Source organism: Holzapfeliella saturejae (assembly GCF_037546065.1).
GTDB lineage: Bacteria > Bacillota > Bacilli > Lactobacillales > Lactobacillaceae > Holzapfeliella > Holzapfeliella saturejae.
Genome location: NZ_JAWMWG010000001.1, coordinates 760,810 through 777,212, shown reverse-complemented (window position 1 = coordinate 777,212; position 16,403 = coordinate 760,810). Strand labels below are relative to the sequence as shown.

Annotated in this window: 16 protein-coding genes; 3 read left to right on the top strand and 13 right to left on the bottom strand. The window is 34.8% G+C overall.

What is annotated here, in order from left to right:
* Nucleotides 1-34: 34 nt before the first annotated feature.
* The 10 genes from holA to R4Y45_RS03775 form a co-directional block, all read right to left on the bottom strand.
* Nucleotides 35-1,036 carry a DNA polymerase III subunit delta gene (gene holA / locus R4Y45_RS03820; protein ID WP_339969447.1) on the bottom strand — a complete coding sequence of 334 codons (1,002 nt, stop codon included), beginning with the start codon at nucleotides 1,034-1,036 and terminating at the stop codon, nucleotides 35-37.
* On the bottom strand, nucleotides 1,033-3,222 hold the full coding sequence (locus tag R4Y45_RS03815) for a DNA internalization-related competence protein ComEC/Rec2 (RefSeq protein ID WP_339969445.1): 2,190 nt from the start codon (nucleotides 3,220-3,222) through the stop codon (nucleotides 1,033-1,035). The genes holA and R4Y45_RS03815 overlap by 4 nt, the downstream gene beginning before the upstream one ends.
* Before the next feature lie 34 nt (nucleotides 3,223-3,256).
* Nucleotides 3,257-3,889, bottom strand: a complete 633-nt coding sequence (locus tag R4Y45_RS03810) for a ComEA family DNA-binding protein (RefSeq protein ID WP_339969443.1) — start codon at nucleotides 3,887-3,889, stop codon at nucleotides 3,257-3,259.
* Between the two features lie 55 nt (nucleotides 3,890-3,944).
* Nucleotides 3,945-4,955: a SepM family pheromone-processing serine protease gene (locus tag R4Y45_RS03805; protein WP_339969441.1), complete on the bottom strand. Its 1,011-nt coding sequence runs from the start codon at nucleotides 4,953-4,955 to the stop codon at nucleotides 3,945-3,947.
* A 3-nt stretch (nucleotides 4,956-4,958) separates the two neighbouring features.
* The gene (gene coaD, locus R4Y45_RS03800; RefSeq protein ID WP_339969439.1) at nucleotides 4,959-5,441 is read right to left on the bottom strand and encodes a pantetheine-phosphate adenylyltransferase; all 483 of its coding nucleotides are present in this window, start codon (nucleotides 5,439-5,441) and stop codon (nucleotides 4,959-4,961) included.
* Nucleotides 5,441-6,004 carry a 16S rRNA (guanine(966)-N(2))-methyltransferase RsmD gene (gene rsmD / locus R4Y45_RS03795; protein ID WP_339969437.1) on the bottom strand — a complete coding sequence of 188 codons (564 nt, stop codon included), beginning with the start codon at nucleotides 6,002-6,004 and terminating at the stop codon, nucleotides 5,441-5,443. Before rsmD ends, coaD begins: the two co-directional genes overlap by 1 nt.
* 4 nt (nucleotides 6,005-6,008) lie before the next feature.
* Nucleotides 6,009-6,314, bottom strand: coding sequence for a DUF2129 domain-containing protein (locus R4Y45_RS03790; RefSeq protein WP_339969435.1), 306 nt, complete (start codon nucleotides 6,312-6,314; stop codon nucleotides 6,009-6,011).
* 1 nt (nucleotide 6,315) lies between these two features.
* Nucleotides 6,316-7,500, bottom strand: coding sequence for an FtsW/RodA/SpoVE family cell cycle protein (locus R4Y45_RS03785; protein WP_339969433.1), 1,185 nt, complete (start codon nucleotides 7,498-7,500; stop codon nucleotides 6,316-6,318).
* 99 nt (nucleotides 7,501-7,599) lie between these two features.
* Entirely contained in the window at nucleotides 7,600-9,447 is a 1,848-nt protein-coding gene (gene typA, locus R4Y45_RS03780; protein WP_339969431.1) for a translational GTPase TypA, read from the bottom strand.
* Between the two features lie 168 nt (nucleotides 9,448-9,615).
* Nucleotides 9,616-9,888 carry a UPF0223 family protein gene (locus R4Y45_RS03775; protein ID WP_339969429.1) on the bottom strand — a complete coding sequence of 91 codons (273 nt, stop codon included), beginning with the start codon at nucleotides 9,886-9,888 and terminating at the stop codon, nucleotides 9,616-9,618.
* A 169-nt stretch (nucleotides 9,889-10,057) separates the two neighbouring features.
* On the opposite strand from R4Y45_RS03775, the gene def reads away from it, so the two are divergent.
* From def to rnjA, 3 genes are all read left to right on the top strand, one after another.
* Nucleotides 10,058-10,612 (top strand): peptide deformylase, encoded by a 555-nt coding sequence (def, locus tag R4Y45_RS03770; protein WP_339969427.1) that lies wholly within the window; start codon nucleotides 10,058-10,060, stop codon nucleotides 10,610-10,612.
* 126 nt (nucleotides 10,613-10,738) lie between these two features.
* Nucleotides 10,739-10,951 carry a DNA-directed RNA polymerase subunit epsilon gene (locus R4Y45_RS03765; protein ID WP_339969425.1) on the top strand — a complete coding sequence of 71 codons (213 nt, stop codon included), beginning with the start codon at nucleotides 10,739-10,741 and terminating at the stop codon, nucleotides 10,949-10,951.
* Nucleotides 10,952-10,957: 6 nt separating this feature from the next.
* Entirely contained in the window at nucleotides 10,958-12,643 is a 1,686-nt protein-coding gene (gene rnjA / locus R4Y45_RS03760; RefSeq protein ID WP_339969423.1) for a ribonuclease J1, read from the top strand.
* A 43-nt stretch (nucleotides 12,644-12,686) separates the two neighbouring features.
* Here rnjA and recD2 read toward each other — a convergent pair whose 3' ends face one another.
* Genes recD2 through R4Y45_RS03745 form a run of 3 tightly spaced genes read right to left on the bottom strand, consistent with a single transcriptional unit; the run spans nucleotide 12,687 to nucleotide 16,331 of the window.
* On the bottom strand, nucleotides 12,687-15,023 hold the full coding sequence (gene recD2, locus R4Y45_RS03755) for an SF1B family DNA helicase RecD2 (RefSeq protein ID WP_339969421.1): 2,337 nt from the start codon (nucleotides 15,021-15,023) through the stop codon (nucleotides 12,687-12,689).
* Nucleotides 15,016-15,669: a tetratricopeptide repeat protein gene (locus R4Y45_RS03750; protein ID WP_339969419.1), complete on the bottom strand. Its 654-nt coding sequence runs from the start codon at nucleotides 15,667-15,669 to the stop codon at nucleotides 15,016-15,018. The genes recD2 and R4Y45_RS03750 overlap by 8 nt, the downstream gene beginning before the upstream one ends.
* On the bottom strand, nucleotides 15,669-16,331 hold the full coding sequence (locus tag R4Y45_RS03745; protein WP_339969417.1) for a histidine phosphatase family protein: 663 nt from the start codon (nucleotides 16,329-16,331) through the stop codon (nucleotides 15,669-15,671). The genes R4Y45_RS03750 and R4Y45_RS03745 overlap by 1 nt, the downstream gene beginning before the upstream one ends.
* Nucleotides 16,332-16,403 lie beyond the last annotated feature (72 nt).

Below are 16,403 nucleotides of genomic sequence, written 5' to 3'. Positions count from 1 at the left end.
AAGAAGCCCTCTTTTGGTAAGAGAGCTTCTTTTTTTAGCACTTCAACAAGAATAATTCTAAAAAATCATCGTAATGCTGGTAACCGGATTTAATTTGATATTCTATTTCAACCAATTGATGAATCAGCATTATTAAATGTGAACTTTCAATCGGATTTTGAATAGCCAGCTTAATACGGTATGGGTGTGCTTTTAGTATTGATTCGATTTGTTTAGCAGCTTGACCTTGTTCTTGTAACAACTTAACTTGTAATAAAAACCGTAGCTGAGAAGTCATCGCGGCAACTAATTGAACCTCGTTAATACCTTGATTAAGTTGTTCTTTTAGTAACTGAGTGGCTTGTTGATAATCTTTTTTTAACGCTAAACTCAAGATATCAAAGATATTATCTGATAACGTTTGTTCAACATTATCAATAACCAATTTTTCAGAAATTGTCAGTGTATCTAATGCTGCAATTTTTAATTTATCAATGGCATTCATTAAAGAAGTAATATCAAAATCTGCGCGTTTCACCAATAGATTGGTTACTTGTTTATCAATACGATAATCGTCTTTTTCAATTAAGTACTGAGCAAATGCGTTAAGGTTACGATACGATAAGCGGTCTTCTATCAACATTAACTGTTTTTTCAAAATTTTCGTTATCTTTTTGCGTTCATCCAACTTGGGATAATTAAAGTCAAAAATTAAATAACTATCTGTTATAGCTTGGGAATCAATTAACTTAATCAATTGATCCAAAGCTTTTTTATTTTTTATAGCAGGAGATTTTGCCGTTAGATTCTCTAAATCAGAAATAATTAAAATCTTTTGTGATGAAAATAACGACGACTGTGTCAGTTCATCTAGCAATCCTTGATAGCCTCTTTTAGCTAGATCAAACCTGACAACATCTGTCTCACCATGCGTTTTTTGATATTTTTGGATAAGTTGCTGAATTAAATAGTGATTTAACAACTCAGTTGAAGTATTAACCAAAACACCTTGTATGCTTTGGTTATTTTTTATGTCTAAAAATTGACGGATTGTCAATCAAAATCCTCCTCGTTGTCTCGGTAGCGATGCTTTTGCCACTGACCTAAGCTATTAAAATATACATTAATCATACCATATTGGTAAGTCCCATCATATTTGATTTTGAGGTCTTTTAATATCTCAAGAGTTTCTTGATGGGGATGCTGGTAGCGGTTGTTTCGACCAGCCGATATAAACGCATATTGCGGATTAATTTGCTTCAAAAAAGTCGCTGAACTAGATGTTCGACTCCCGTGATGCCCTAACTTCAAATAATCAATCTGCAAATTAGGATAATTATTTAAAATAGCTAATTCTTGCTTTTGGCTTAAATCTCCTGTAAACAGCCAGCTTTTATTTTGAATGGTTGCTCGTAATGCTAAAGAATCATCGTTTTCTCCCATTCCCGGTTGTTCAGGGTGTAAAACGGTCAGCTTGATTTCACCATAATCAAACTGACCACCCTTTTTTACAGCCTTAAAATAACATTGCATAATTGCGTGGAATTTAGGAACGTTTTGCATCCCAATACCATAATAGATAGTATCGACAGCGATTGCCTTCAACAAAGGTTCTAAATCACCAATGTGATCATCGTCTTGATGTGATAAAAACAAGGCATCAATTTTAGAAATACCTTGCGACTTCAAATAGGGAACTGTTACTTTTTCAACAGTCGATTTTGTGTTAATCGACTTATTAAATTTCAACTTTCCCCCTGTGTCAATCATTAAAACTTTTCGATGAATCGGTGTGGTTAAAACCATGCTATCTCCCTGCCCAACGTCAATAAAAGTAACCTGTCCGTAGAAAGGATAGTGAATTAATAAGTAAGCTAACAGATAAGTTAGCCCTGTCATTATTAGCAACCGTCTTTTTATTTGCTCAAACGTAAAGCTAGCTATTGTCAATCCTAACAATAGAATAACTAGCGCTAATTCTAACTGGCCAAAATTGACCATACCATAATCTAGTTGGCCGATATAACCTAAGAAATCGAATAATTTAAGTAATAGCTTAGCAATCAAATCAAATATTCCAGGACAACTAGGATACAAAAAGCTCAGTAAAACAACAGGCAGAATCAAGTAATCAAATAATGGAATAGCGATAAAATTATAAAAACTCGTAAAAATGTTATAACTGTAAAAATAAAACAGTAAAATGGGTAAACTTGTGATAGTTAAATAAATTGACTGTTTTAAAACAGTCATCTTTTGTGTCAGTATTAAAATTAAAACTAAAAAATAACTCAGCTGTCCTCCAACCGTGGTAATCATTAAGGGGTTGATTAATGAATGACAACTAAAGCCAAGTCCTAACTGATCTAACGGATTCAACTTAACTTTGAATAGATAATGTAACACTAGAGAAACGAGATAGCTTATAACCGCACGTACTAGTCCGACTTGTTCATTACCAATAAACACAAATATAATGAGTACCATTGCCGTAACAAGCTTAGTATATCGCCGTCTAATACGTAGCAAGTAGAGTAGTTTTTCTAATATCTTTGCAATGACCTGCACATGTAGTCCTGATATTGAGATAATATGAATAATCCCTAACTTTTTAAAGGTCTCATCATATGATAAATCTGCGAACTTTTCACCTAAAATCAATTGAAATCCCAGCATATTTAACGGTTCAGGTAGTTGTTGATAAAATTTTTTTAGTTCAAATCTAAATTGATGAATAATTTTAAAAGGTCCTAAAGAAAGTCCAGTACTTTTTGCCATTTGATACTGATTGATGACTAACTGATAGTGAATACCCAAATTTTGATAATATTTTTGACTGTCAAATTCAGCAGTATTAGTAGCTTGTGTTAAGGGTTTTAATTCAGCAGACAAAATAATTAACTTTTGATAGGCTGATTTTTGCTGAGCTAACTGATCTCCGTTATCCCCACTTACTAAGACCTTTTGATTTCCCATTTTACCTTCACCAAAAAAACGTTTGGTTTCCTGATTGATAGTCAACTCATCTAAGTAAACTTCAACGACTTGTTGACTACTCGGTAGATGATTAGCAACCTGCATGTTATAAAGCACAAGATATATTAATAAAAGTACAAGAGGAATGAGTAAATAAACTAGTGTTTGCTTCAGTGACTTAATCCCCCACCATACTAATAGCATAAAAAATAACAATCCACTAAAGATAGACTGACTCGATAAATAAAACGTAAGTGTTAACACCATTAAAGACAGAAGTAAAATATCCCCTGGTATTAATTTAAACCTCAACATCTGCACGAATACTTTCGATAAATTTATCGCCGATACCCGATATCTTTTTCAAATCATCTACTGATGAAAAACGCCCGTTTTTTTGTCGATAATCAATAATACGTTGGGCTTTCTTTTGGCCAATACCTGTAATGGCTTGTAGTTGAGCTTCACTAGCAGTGTTGAGGTTAACTTTAGCATTTTGTGTTACTTCAGGTTCATCGGGCGGTGTATTGACATTTTCTGTATCAGAATTTTGTCGTTTGATAATGATTTTATCTTGATCTTTTAAACGTAGTGACTGATTAGTTACATTAAGATTAGCATTAGTAGTTACGCCACCAGCTAGTTTAATTAAATCTTCAATACGAGAATCTGGACTTAATTCATACACACCTGGATGATTAATTTCACCACTTACATCAACTTTGATCGTGTTTGCCTGACTTTCTTTAAATTCGTTAGTATCTTCGCTAGTATTTTTTTCGAGGTTATTAATTCGCACAAAACCGCTAGTTTCAGACTCAAAAGATGACTTAACCGCATTATCCTTTATGCTATAAATAATTAATCCACCTAAAAATAATATTATCAAAAAAGCCATGACTAGTTTGATTTTGTGTTGTTTGATTTGTCTCATAATAAATAGTCCTTCTTTATTTTTACTTAACTACGCAAAAAAACACAGTGTTCATCTACACTGTGTTTTTTAAATAGTTAAGTGCCTCATCAAAGGTCTTAACCGGTACTATTTTCATGGATAATTTCATTTCTTCTGCTGTTTTTTTGGCAACCTCATAATTAGTTTGATTATTTTCTCCCATTGCTTCTGGAGCAAAGAAAACTTTTGCACCTGCATCAGAGGCTGCTACTACCTTTTTGTCAATTCCGCCAATGGTTCCAACGTTACCATCTGGATCAATTGTCCCAGTCCCCGCAACTTTTTGACCATGTGTTAAATCTTCTTGAGTCAATTGCTGATAGACAGCCAATGAGAACATCAAACCTGCACTAGGTCCCCCTATTGCGCCAGCATTAATCGACGCTTTGGGAGTTGTAGTTAATTCAGTTTCATCAACTAACGAGACGCCAATACCAACTTTTCCTGTTGCTTCAAGTCGCATTGTTTTACCAGATAACTCAAGTGTCTCATTTGCTCTTTTTACTTCTAGTTTAATTTCTTGATTTTCATCAAAACTTGAAACATATCGAATCAAGTCACTAGTTTGTTCAAAATATTGACCATTAATCCCTGTAATGACATCACCGGATTTTAATGATTGCGCAAAATGAGACTTGTCATCAACTTGTAAAACATTAACACCTAAGTATTTTTGATTATATGGTGTATTTGTTTTCTTGTAAGCATTTACGATTGCTGCATTTTGTGAGTTCTGCATAAAAAACTGTTGAACTTTAAGGTATTGCTCATCACTTACGCCACCCGTCAATTCTTGGCTAGAAATAGCCGTCACATGAGGTTGGAAACGACTCAAAAACAAGCTCAAATTTGTTGCTTTTTTAATGCCGACTGTTGTGAGATAAAATTGGTCATTTTGAATTGGTTTATCATTATCTACTTTAACAAACTTGGCCACATCTTCTGCCGAACCAGGAACTTCAAGATAATAAGAAGTCGGGTAATTTAAAAAAATACCCACAGCAATAATGATTAGCGCTAGAATGACTGTCCATTTTCTTTTCATTTATTAATCCTCCAATTTGGCTGATAATAACCGGTTCACAACATCAGGGACAAAGTCGCTAACATCTCCACCAAAACCTGCTACTTCTTTAATCATACTGGAGGACACAAATTCATATTTTGAATCTGTTACTAAAAATAGAGTTTCAATTGTACTGTTTTGATGGGCGTTCATTTGACTGATTGCTTTTTCATAATCAAAGTCGCTGCCGTTTCTAAGTCCTCTAACGATATGACTAGCACCGTATTTTTCAGCTACATTAACTGTCAAATCTGAAAAATCACTTACAACTACGACATTTTCAACGTCAGAAAAAACAGATTCTACAACTTGCAGGCGTTCTTGTTGAGTTAATAAATATTGTTTTTTGGTATTCGTCATCACTGCAACAATAATTTCATCAAACAAATGCGCCGCACGTTTAACTAAGTCAATATGTCCATTCGTAATAGGATCAAAACTCCCTGGAAAGATTGCTTTTTTCATTACTGAGATACCCTTTCATATTGAAAAATACGAACCATTGTTTGACCATATTTTTTTTCTTTGATTAAACGATAGTTATCCTCTTCAGCTACTACTTCTGTATCTTTATCTGTTTCGGCTATGATAGTTGCTGAATCTGCTAGCAAATTAAGTTTTACCAACTCAGACATAATTGTCGCGATTTGTTGTTTGGCATAAGGGGGATCTAAGAATACGTAATCAAATTGATAACCATCTGTGGCAAGTTTTTTAAGTGCTGCTGTATCTGGCATCTTAAGCACTTCAAACTTTGCTTCTTCCTTGGTCATTGCAACATTTTCTTTGATAATTTTGACGGCTTGATAAGCTTTATCAACAACAACTGCCTTATCCATTCCACGAGAAACAGATTCAATTGCTAAAGCGCCACTTCCTCCGTATAAATCAAGTGCTATCCCACCATCAAAATATTGACCTAAGGAATTAAATAACGACTCCTTCACCTTATCGCTAGTTGGTCTAGTTAACTGACTAGATAACGTTTTTAATGGTCGTTTTGAATAAGTACCACCAATAACTCTCATGTTACTACCTCATTTCATGATTTTGATTATAAACTTTAGCTTCTGCTCGCAATGATTCCATCAATTCTTTTTGTTTGTCAAAATCTAGTTCTAATTCTTCAACTTTTGACTGTTTAACTTTTATCACGAAACTTTTTTGAGCCAAATGATCCATCAATTTGTGATAGTTTTTAGCATCAACGTATAGACAAACGTAACGAAATGTTTTGGAGACATAGGTGATGAAGCCATAGCGTTTTAATTTCTTGATATCTTTAATCTGCTTAATCCAGATAATTAATTTTTTTCTTGCAGTTAATTGCGTCGTCACTTTATCTCCTCTTCTCCTTTAGATTTTTTTCGTAACCACTAATATTCAAACAAAGGCCGACTCCTACTGTCAAAATAGCTAAAGAAGAACCCCCGTAACTAATAAATGGCAATGTTACTCCGGTGATAGGTAATAACCCGACAACAGCTCCAATATTAAATATTGTTTGAATTAAGATAGTTGTCGCAAAACCATAACAAACTAATGAATTGAACTTATCTGAAGCATGTAAGCCCGTGTGCATTAAGCGCCAAATCAAATAGAATAGTAGTCCTAAAACAACCAAAGCCCCAATTAACCCTAGTTCTTCAGTAATAACTGACATAATAAAGTCTGTATAAGGTTCGGGTAATGCTCCTCTTTTTTGAATACTATTACCTAATCCAACTCCAAAGAAGCCACCGTTGTAAATAGCGTAGTAAGAATTAACTAATTGTGCACCTTGAGTCGCTTTTAATTGAAAAGGATGCAAGAAAGCTAGTATTCGCATGTAAGCGTATGAACCTTGAAGAAAATCTGGATTCCATTTTACTAGTAACGCTACTGACATCACTAAGAACAAGATTAATCCAACATTAATTGTCAGCATTCTCTTAGCTGAGATTCCTGAAACTGTAAACAAGCTAAGTGAAATAACTGCTAAAATAGCCGCCCCACCCATATCAGGTTGAACTAATGCTAACACAAAAAAACTAGTTGCAATTACAATCGGACCAAATAATTCATTTCGAATAACTTTTTTAGTTAATCGATTAGTTCTTTTATTAAAAATATAGGCTAAATATAAAATTAGTGCAAATTTTGCAATTTCTACTGGTTGAATTGTAAAAGGTCCTAATGGAATCCACCCAACAGCCCCATTAACTTCGAATAATCGAACAATACTTTTAGGGGCTAAAAATTTAATTCCAGCCAAAAATAACATTAAAATCCAAGATATTCCTAAGGATAGTAAAATAATTCTGGGGTTTTTTAGTGTAGATAATTTAACCCGAAATGCTACAAACCCTAACACCAACGAAACAACAACCCACATTAATTGCTTTGTTAGATAAGCAAATGGCGATAAGTTGTTCACTAATAATATGTATGAACTGGATGAGTAAATCATGACCATCCCTATTCCTATTAAGAGTAGAAACGGAATTAAAATACCATAATCCAAATTATTCAATTTTTTCTTCACAAGTACACGCTCCCTAGTCGTTTAAGCTTTTTTTATTATATCACGGATACAAAAAAGCCTTAAGGATGATTTGTCCTTAAGGCTCTTTAAAACTATAAACTATCCTTTTTTAGAAGCTAGTTTCTTTTGTTTTGAAGCTTTTTCACGTTCGTTTGTGTTTAAGATTTTCTTACGTAAACGAATGCTTTGTGGTGTTACTTCACAATATTCATCGTCATTCAAGAATTCGATTGATTGTTCAAGTGTTAATTCTTTAGGTGTCTTAATACTTGAAGAATGGTCTTTACCTGAAGCACGAGTATTTGTTAGTTTTTTACCTTTAGTTGCATTAACTGAAATATCACGGTCACGACTGCTTTTACCAACAATCATACCTTCATAAATTTCAACACCTGCACCGATAAATAGTGTTCCACGTTCTTCAATAGATTGTAGAGAGTACGTTGTAGATGGACCTTGGTTAATTGAAACAAGCGCACCTTCACGACGACCTGGTTCCCAGTTCTTAATAGCTGGTTGGTAGCTGTCGTAAGTGTGGTTCATAATTCCGTAGCCACCAGTCATTGATAGGAATTCTGTTGAGAATCCAATCAATCCACGAGATGGTGCCAAGAAATGTAGACGAGTTTGTCCATTACCCATTGGTTCCATATTCTTCATGTCAGCTTTTCTTTGTGATAAAGCTTCAATGATTGATCCAACGTATTCATCTGGTGTATCAATTTGAACTGCTTCAAATGGTTCGCTCATTACACCATCAACTTCTTTGTAGATAACTTCTGGTCTTGAAAGTTGTAATTCGTAACCTTCACGACGCATTTCTTCAACTAAGATTGATAAGTGAAGTTCCCCACGTCCTGAAACTGTCCAAGCGTTTGGTTCATCTGTTGCTTCTACACGTAGAGAAACATCAGTTCTTGTTTGTTTGTGTAGACGTTCTTCAATTTTTCTAGCTGTTACATAGTCACCTTCACGTCCAGCAAATGGTGAGTTATTTGCAACAAACTTCATTTGAAGTGTTGGTTCATCAATTCTTAAAACAGGTAGTGCATCTTGGTGGTCAACAGGTGTTACTGTTTCACCAACGTAAATATCTTCCATACCTGAAACGGCAATCAAATCACCAGCTTTAGCTGAGTCGATTTCAATTTTCTTAAGACCGAAGAAACCAAATAATTTAGTTACACGGAAGTTTTGTGTTGAGCCATCTAATTTAAGAACAGAAACTTGGTCCCCAATCTTAATTGTTCCACGGAACACACGACCAACACCAATACGTCCAACGTAATCATCATAATCAAGCATAGCCACTTGGAATTGTAGTGGTTCATCTTCATTATCGATAGGAGCTGGGATTTCATCAACAATTGTATCAAATACAGGGTTCATTGTTTCTTTTTGAGTATCTAATGCTTCATCTTTACTTGAAGTTCCGTTAATCGCACTTGTGTAAACGATTGGGAATTCTAGTTGGTCTTCGTTAGCACCTAATTCGATAAACAATTCTAATACTTCATCCACAACTTCTGCTGGGCGAGCACCAGGACGGTCAATCTTATTGATAACAACGATAGGTGTTAAGTTTTGTTCTAGTGCTTTTTTCAACACGAAACGTGTTTGTGGCATTGTTCCATCGTAAGCATCAACAACAAGTAAAACCCCATCAACCATTTTCATGATACGTTCTACTTCCCCACCGAAGTCGGCGTGTCCAGGTGTATCCAAAATGTTGATTGTTGTGTCACCATATTTAACAGCAGTGTTCTTTGATAAAATGGTGATTCCACGTTCTTTTTCGATATCGTTTGAGTCCATCGCACGATCATCTAAGTTAATGTGTTCATCCAATGTATCTGATTGTTTCAACAATTCATTAACTAATGTTGTTTTACCGTGGTCAACGTGGGCAATAATCGCAATATTGCGAATGTCGTTTCTTCTATCCAATTGAGTTCCTCCTAAAGTCCATAAAAAAACTGTGACTTATTCTCACAGCTTTCTTACGCTAAAACACCACATCGGTATTGTGATGTTTTCTAGTACTTATTACTATGTTTCCTAATTTTAGCATACTGCATTTATAAACGTCAATTTATTGTGCGAATCAGTCAATAATTAACTAGCCATAACTAATTTGCCTGTTTTTAGCTTTTTAGCTTGGTGAATCGTGTTATAAATAGAGTAGCCTGATACTTCTTCAAATTGTCGACTAATACGTCTTTGTTCTGCAATAGCTGGGACAATTCTTGAAAACGCATGGTATGTCATTAAAAATTGTTCACAGTCAATTGATTCTTCATATGCCTGTTCAACAGCATTATAAAAAGCAATTGCTTGAGTTGTCTCTTCTATAGACCAAAAATCTTCTAAAGGATAAGCATAATTCATTTTTTGTTCTCCTTTCACTAGTCGTCTTTATTTTATCGCAATTTTTTGAAACATCAAACCGAATTTAACATAAATAATGTCTACAAACCTGTTCAATCTCGTATTTTTTGTCTCTATAGTTGTGGTAAAATAAATAAATAGAGATTATATTTTATATGGAGGCTTAACTATGCTATTAATGAAAGATATTGTCCGTGAAGGAAATGATGTCTTGCGAAAAGTAACTGATGAAGTGACTTTCCCTCTATCAGACGAAACTAGAAAACTAGCTGAAGATATGATGACATTCTTAAAAAACTCACAAAACCCTGAATTGGCTAAAAAACACCAATTACGTCCAGGTGTCGGCTTAGCTGCAAACCAAGTTGGCGTTTCAAAAGCAATGAGTGCGGTTTTAATTCCTGATGCCGATGACAACATTATCATGGAAGAGATGTTAATTAACCCAAAAATTATTCGCCAATCGGTTCGTAAAGTGGCTCTTGGTGAAGGTGAAGGCTGTTTAAGTGTTGATCGTAATGTACCTGGCTATGTGCCTCGTGCCAATAAAATTACAATTCGTTACCAAAATATGGACGGCGAAGTACTTGAAAAAACACTTAGAGGTTATGAAGCCATCGTTTGCCAACATGAAATCGATCACTTAAACGGTCACTTATTCTATGACCGAATCAACTCAGATAACCCATTCTTCGTTGAAGACAATATGTTGATTTTAGAATAATCTACTTTTTTACTAGCTATAAGATTTTTGTACTTAACTTGTCTTTTATGCTATTATTCAACTATCTAGTGGTCTTTTTAAGACTCATTGTGCGTAAAACTATTATTTATTAAAGGAGAATTTACTTTGATCTACAAAGTTCTATATCAAGAAAACACTATTCAAAATCCACGTCGTGAAACGACACAAACACTATACTTAAATGCTTCATCACTTGTCGATGCTCGTGAAAAGATTGAAAAAAACACCCCCTATAATGTTGAATTCATTCAAGAGTTAACAGGTAATTTATTAGCCTACGAACAAAAATCTGAAACATTTAAAATTACGGAGTTTTAATCGATTATGAAACTCAATGTTAAAAATCATGAAACGGCCGTCTTTGCCATAGGGGGATTAGGCGAAATTGGTAAAAACATGTATGTTATCCAATTTCAAGATGAAATCATCATTGTTGATGCTGGAATTAAATTCCCAGAAGATGATTTACTCGGTATTGACTACGTTATTTCTGATTACTCTTACTTAATCGAAAACCAACATAATATTAAAGGTCTAGTCATCACTCATGGACACGAAGATCACATTGGTGGTATTCCCTACCTACTTAAACAAATTCCTTCAATTCCTGTTTATGCTGGACCTTTAGCTTCTGCTTTAATCAAAGGTAAATTGGAAGAACATGGATTATTAAATACAACTTCACTTCATGAAATTCACGAAGATACTGTATTGAAATTCCCTAAAATCACTGTTGATTTCTTCCAAACCACTCACTCGATTCCAGATACTTTAGGAATCGCCATTCACACACCACAGGGTGTTATTGTTGAAACTGGAGATTTCAAATTTGATTTCACACCTACCAGCAATCAGCCTGCTCCTAACTTACAAAAAATGGCTAAGTTAGGTGAAGAAGGTGTTTTGGCATTATTATCTGATAGTACGAATGCTGAAGTTCCTGAATTCTCAAAATCTGAACGATTTGTTGGAGATTCAATTAAGCACATCGTTGAAGGAATCGAAGGTCGTATTATCTTTGCAACCTTTGCGTCAAACCTTTATCGTGTTTCTCAAGCCATTGAAGCTGCCATCGAAAATAACCGTAAGGTTGCCGTATTTGGACGTAGTATGGAAAACTCTGTGAAAAATGGACTTGAGCTGGGCTACTTAAATATCCCAGATGGTGTTTTGATTGATGGTCACGAAATTAATCAGTACCCTGCTGAAGAAGTCTTGATTATCTGTACAGGTTCTCAAGGTGAACCAATGGGGGCTTTAAACCGTATTGCAAACGGCACTCATCGTCAAATCACACTAAATCCAGGTGACACGGTTATCTTTTCAAGTAACCCTATTCCTGGAAATACTATCAGTGTTAACCATTTGATTAACTTATTGTATGAAGCTGGTGCTGAAGTTATTCATGGTAAAGTGAATAATATTCACGCATCTGGTCACGGTGGTCAAGAAGAACAAAAACTAATGCTTCGTTTAATGAAGCCTAAATACTTCCTCCCTGTCCACGGTGAATACCGCATGCAAAAAATTCATTCCGAATTAGCCATTCAATGTGAGGTTGACCCCGATAACATCTTTATCATGCAAAACGGGGATGTCTTAGCACTTGGCTCTGATTATGCTAGACCTGCCGGACACATTCCTGCTGAAGATGTTTATGTTGACGGATCAGGAATCGGTGATATTGGTTCTGTTGTTTTAAGAGATCGTAAGATTCTGTCTGAAGAAGGTGTCGTAGTGGTTGTGGCTACTATTGACTACGCCAAAAAACGTGTATTAGCTGGTCCTGACATTTTATCTCGTGGATTTGTTTACATGAGAGAGTCAGTTGAATTGATTAACCAAGCACAAAAACGTGCTTATCATGTGATGCGTTCAGCAATGGAAAACAGTGACAAACCTTCTGAAAAAATCATTCGTCAACGAGTGATTGACTCACTACAAGAGTTCTTATTTGATAAAACCGAACGTCGTCCAATGATCTTGCCTATTATTATTAGTAAAGATTAAGATAAATAAAAAAGTCTAAGCTCAATTATGAGTTTAGACTTTTTTATTGTAATGGATAATCTGCCATACCTATCATCGGATCAATTTGTTGACTCAAGATTAAATCAGCTGTTAATAAATAATTCTGCTTACCATCAATTTCTGATTCACTTGAAGTTACTTTTATCTCAGTTTTTTCCTGTAAGGTAGCTTGAAGTCGAAGTGCCAAAGTTGTTTTACGATTACTACCATCAGTTGTAATCGCCATTTGAAAGGCTCGTTTTTCCCCTACCATAACTAAACTTTCACTCGCACGTGTAATCGCTGTGTAAAGCAAATTTCGTTTAAGCATACGACTGTTTTGCATGGTTAACACCAAAATAATCAAAGGAAATTCGCTTCCTTGTGATTTATGAATTGAAATTGCATAAGCTAATGTGAGATCGTTTAACTCTTTTTTACTTAGAGTAACTTCGTGACCATCAAAATCAACAATCATTGTTTCAGCTTGATTGGTTGGCGTTAAACTTATCACTTCACCAATTTGACCATTATAAATATCTTTTTCAGGATTATTCACCAATTGTAAAACGCGGTCATTAATTCTAAAGTGATGTTTTCCTACTTCAATTTCTTTTGTGGTTGAATCAGTTTTAGGATTGAGTAATTGTTGAAGTGACCGATTTAAATTATTAATACCGCTTTCACCGCTATACATTGGCGTTAGAACTTGGACTTGATCCATTGAAAAGCCTCGTTGCGTTGCTCTTTGGACAATTTGATCAACAACCGATGGAACTTGATTGCGAGAGCAAGCAATAAAGCTACGGTCTTTTTCTTGCTCAAAAATCAATTCTTTATTTTGGTCATGATTAATCGCATGGGCTAATTCAACAATAGAAGAAGTTTCGGCTTGCCGATGAATAGTTTGTAACTCTGTCTTTTCAAAACAATCAGACTTAAGCAAATCAGAAAAAACATTACCTGTTCCAACTGAAGGTAATTGATCTTTATCCCCTACTAACACAACTTTTGTCTCAGGCGTTAAGGCTTTAGTTAATTGGTAAAATAACAATAAGTCCACCATCGACATCTCATCAACAATCAACAAGTCCCCTTTTATCTCCGTATCACTGTCTTCTGGTGCTTGTTGCTCATCAGAGACTAAACCGAGTAATCGATGAAGTGTTGTTGCTTGATAGCCGGTGACTTCTGACATTCTTTTGGCAGCACGCCCTGTTGGTGCAGCTAGAAGAATTTTTTTGTGTTCTTTTTCATCTAAATGATTAAAAGCATCGATAATTCCTTTAATAACTGTCGTCTTTCCGGTTCCCGGGCCACCTGTTAATAATGAAAATTGATGAGTCAACACCATCGAAATAGCACTCTTTTGTGTCCTATCATAATCAATACCTAAATGTTCCTCAGCCTGATTGATAACAGACTCGACATTATCAGCTTGATTAACTTCGCCTTGATAATCGTAAAAACGCTTCAATTCATCTGCAATATCTAATTCTCGTTTATAAAACAATGGCAAGTATAATCGCTGTTGATCAATAATCACTTTTTGTTCTTGAACTAACCGTTGTAATTCGGCCAAAATTTGGTCATCAGTTATTTCCCCTGCAAAAGTAGATTGATTCAAAATATGATGCGTATCATCAATCACTAATGTAGCCTCTTGATAACTATCACCATTAACCATTGTATTGCTAACTAATCCTTGAAGAATAGCACCTTGAATTCTTTCCTTTGAATCATAGGCAATTCCTAGTTTCAAAGCAATCTCATCAGCTCGCTTAAATCCAATTCCGCTCACTTCTGAAATCAGTTGATAAGGATTTGACTTTACTAGTTCTAGTGCTTTATCTCCGTATAACTTATAAATAGTAGTGGCAACTTTTTTAGGTAATCCAAGATTTCCAAGTTGTAAAATGATTTCAGAAAAATTATCAATTTTTAAAGACCCCATTGTCAAAGACTCTTCTTGTTTTTTTGATAACCGTAAGTCTTGCAATTGTTTTGAACTTAAACCATTTTGTAAAGCTGATAATGTATGATCACCTAGTTGATCCACTATTTTTTGTGCGGTTTTTTGACCAATTCCCGGAAAATTTTCCCCACTCAAATAACGGACAAGTCCCTGTTCACTTGAGGGCGTTAACACTTCATAGTAGGCACACTTAAACTGTTCGCCAAATTTAGGATGCGTAATCACTTCACCTTGAAATTGGTAGTTAGTTTCATAATCAAGTTCACCAATCGTCCCGGTTACGATAATTTCAGATGTCGGCCAATCCAGTGTTTTTTGCTCACTAATTTCAACACTGATGATTTTAAAGAGATCTTTGGGATTTTCAAAAATGATTGTTTGCGGTTTCCCGATAAATTCAACCATTTAATTTGCCATCCTTAACAGCTGATAATAATGACTCATACTGATTCAAAATCTTCTTAGTTTCTGGTTCGTCGAGTTTAGTTGCTTGTTCAAAACAGTCTTGTGCTTTTTGATAATCTTGACTATATAGACAAATCCCAAAAAACGTATAGGCTTTAGCTGTTGGCTTTGTAGCAATAATCTTTTCAAAGTACCGCTGTGCTTGAGTCAGCTCGCCCATTGCTAGCCATAAATCTCCCATCAACTCCTGAATTTGGGTATCTGTTGGATTTTTTTGCTCAGCTGTCATGCCATAAGCTAACGCTTTTTGGTAATTTTGTACATTAAAATAAACTAAGGCTTTTTGGTATAAGTTATCTGCTGTATCCGGTAACTGATTTAATAAATTAAGGGATTTTTCTAAATCACCTTTTAAGTAATACGATGTTGCCAAATTGAAATACAAATCCTTTGGATTTTCAACTAAGTTAGCGGCTTTTAATAATAGTTCAATGGCTTTTTCAAGTTCATTGCCTTTAACTAAAAATAACGATAACTGCAAGTATCCTGCTGTTTCTTTTGGATTTTGGTCGATTTGTTCAACAAGCAAATGAACCGCTTCATCTGTTTGTCCTTGCTCAAATAAGTCTTGTGCTTTTTTATTCATTAAACTGTGTCACTCTTTTCTGGCTTTTTAGTTAGATAAGATGTATTGTTCGACATCAAGCAGTCAAAATCAGAACTATTGGGTTTATTTTCAAGAATAGATAAACTTGTGTTAGCTAATCCGCCATCTTTTCTCATATCTGCTAAAGGTACATGCAATTGACTTTTGATAATTGTATTCAAAGCAGCTCCATGACTAATGACTAAAATATTAGCATTAGTATCCCCATATTCAGCTAGCAAATCTTTGATAAATTGATCACCTCGTGCCATAACGGATTGAAAAGTTTCACCACCAAAAGCAGAAGGATCATAATTAGCCGGATTTTCACGAAAAGCTTTAATTTGATTAGGATAATGCTTGGTACATTCTTCAAACGTTTTTCCTTCTAATTCACCAAGATCAAATTCTTTCAATCTTTCATCTTCAAATATTGGAATGTCAAGTTGATGCAAAGCTTTAATTAATTCTTCTGAAGTAACGATAGTACGCTTTAACGGACTAGTATATAGTACGTCAAAAGAAACGGATTTAATGAAGGATGCTAATTGCTTAATATCTTCGTAAGATTGGGGTAATAATGGCGAATCCCCATTAGCTCCTTGATAGCGTTTTTCCAAATTCCATTGTGTTTTTCCATGTCGAATAAAATATAATTTCATCAGCAATCGCTCCTTCTATAATTAGACTCTTTTACTATATTATGGGAAAGATTAACCTAAAACTCAATTAAA

Excerpts from the sequence above, each read along its gene's own strand:
- R4Y45_RS03815 (WP_339969445.1), bottom strand. The coding sequence starts at position 3,222 with ATGGTGTTAACACTTACGTTTTATTTATCGAGTCAGTCTATCTTTAGT.
- R4Y45_RS03810 (WP_339969443.1), bottom strand. The coding sequence starts at position 3,889 with ATGAGACAAATCAAACAACACAAAATCAAACTAGTCATGGCTTTTTTG.
- R4Y45_RS03805 (WP_339969441.1), bottom strand. The coding sequence starts at position 4,955 with ATGAAAAGAAAATGGACAGTCATTCTAGCGCTAATCATTATTGCTGTG.
- coaD (WP_339969439.1), bottom strand. The coding sequence starts at position 5,441 with ATGAAAAAAGCAATCTTTCCAGGGAGTTTTGATCCTATTACGAATGGA.
- rsmD (WP_339969437.1), bottom strand. The coding sequence starts at position 6,004 with ATGAGAGTTATTGGTGGTACTTATTCAAAACGACCATTAAAAACGTTA.
- R4Y45_RS03775 (WP_339969429.1), bottom strand. The coding sequence starts at position 9,888 with ATGAATTATGCTTATCCTTTAGAAGATTTTTGGTCTATAGAAGAGACA.
- def (WP_339969427.1), top strand. The coding sequence starts at position 10,058 with ATGCTATTAATGAAAGATATTGTCCGTGAAGGAAATGATGTCTTGCGA.
- rnjA (WP_339969423.1), top strand. The coding sequence starts at position 10,958 with ATGAAACTCAATGTTAAAAATCATGAAACGGCCGTCTTTGCCATAGGG.
- recD2 (WP_339969421.1), bottom strand. The coding sequence starts at position 15,023 with ATGGTTGAATTTATCGGGAAACCGCAAACAATCATTTTTGAAAATCCC.
- R4Y45_RS03750 (WP_339969419.1), bottom strand. The coding sequence starts at position 15,669 with ATGAATAAAAAAGCACAAGACTTATTTGAGCAAGGACAAACAGATGAA.
- R4Y45_RS03745 (WP_339969417.1), bottom strand. The coding sequence starts at position 16,331 with ATGAAATTATATTTTATTCGACATGGAAAAACACAATGGAATTTGGAA.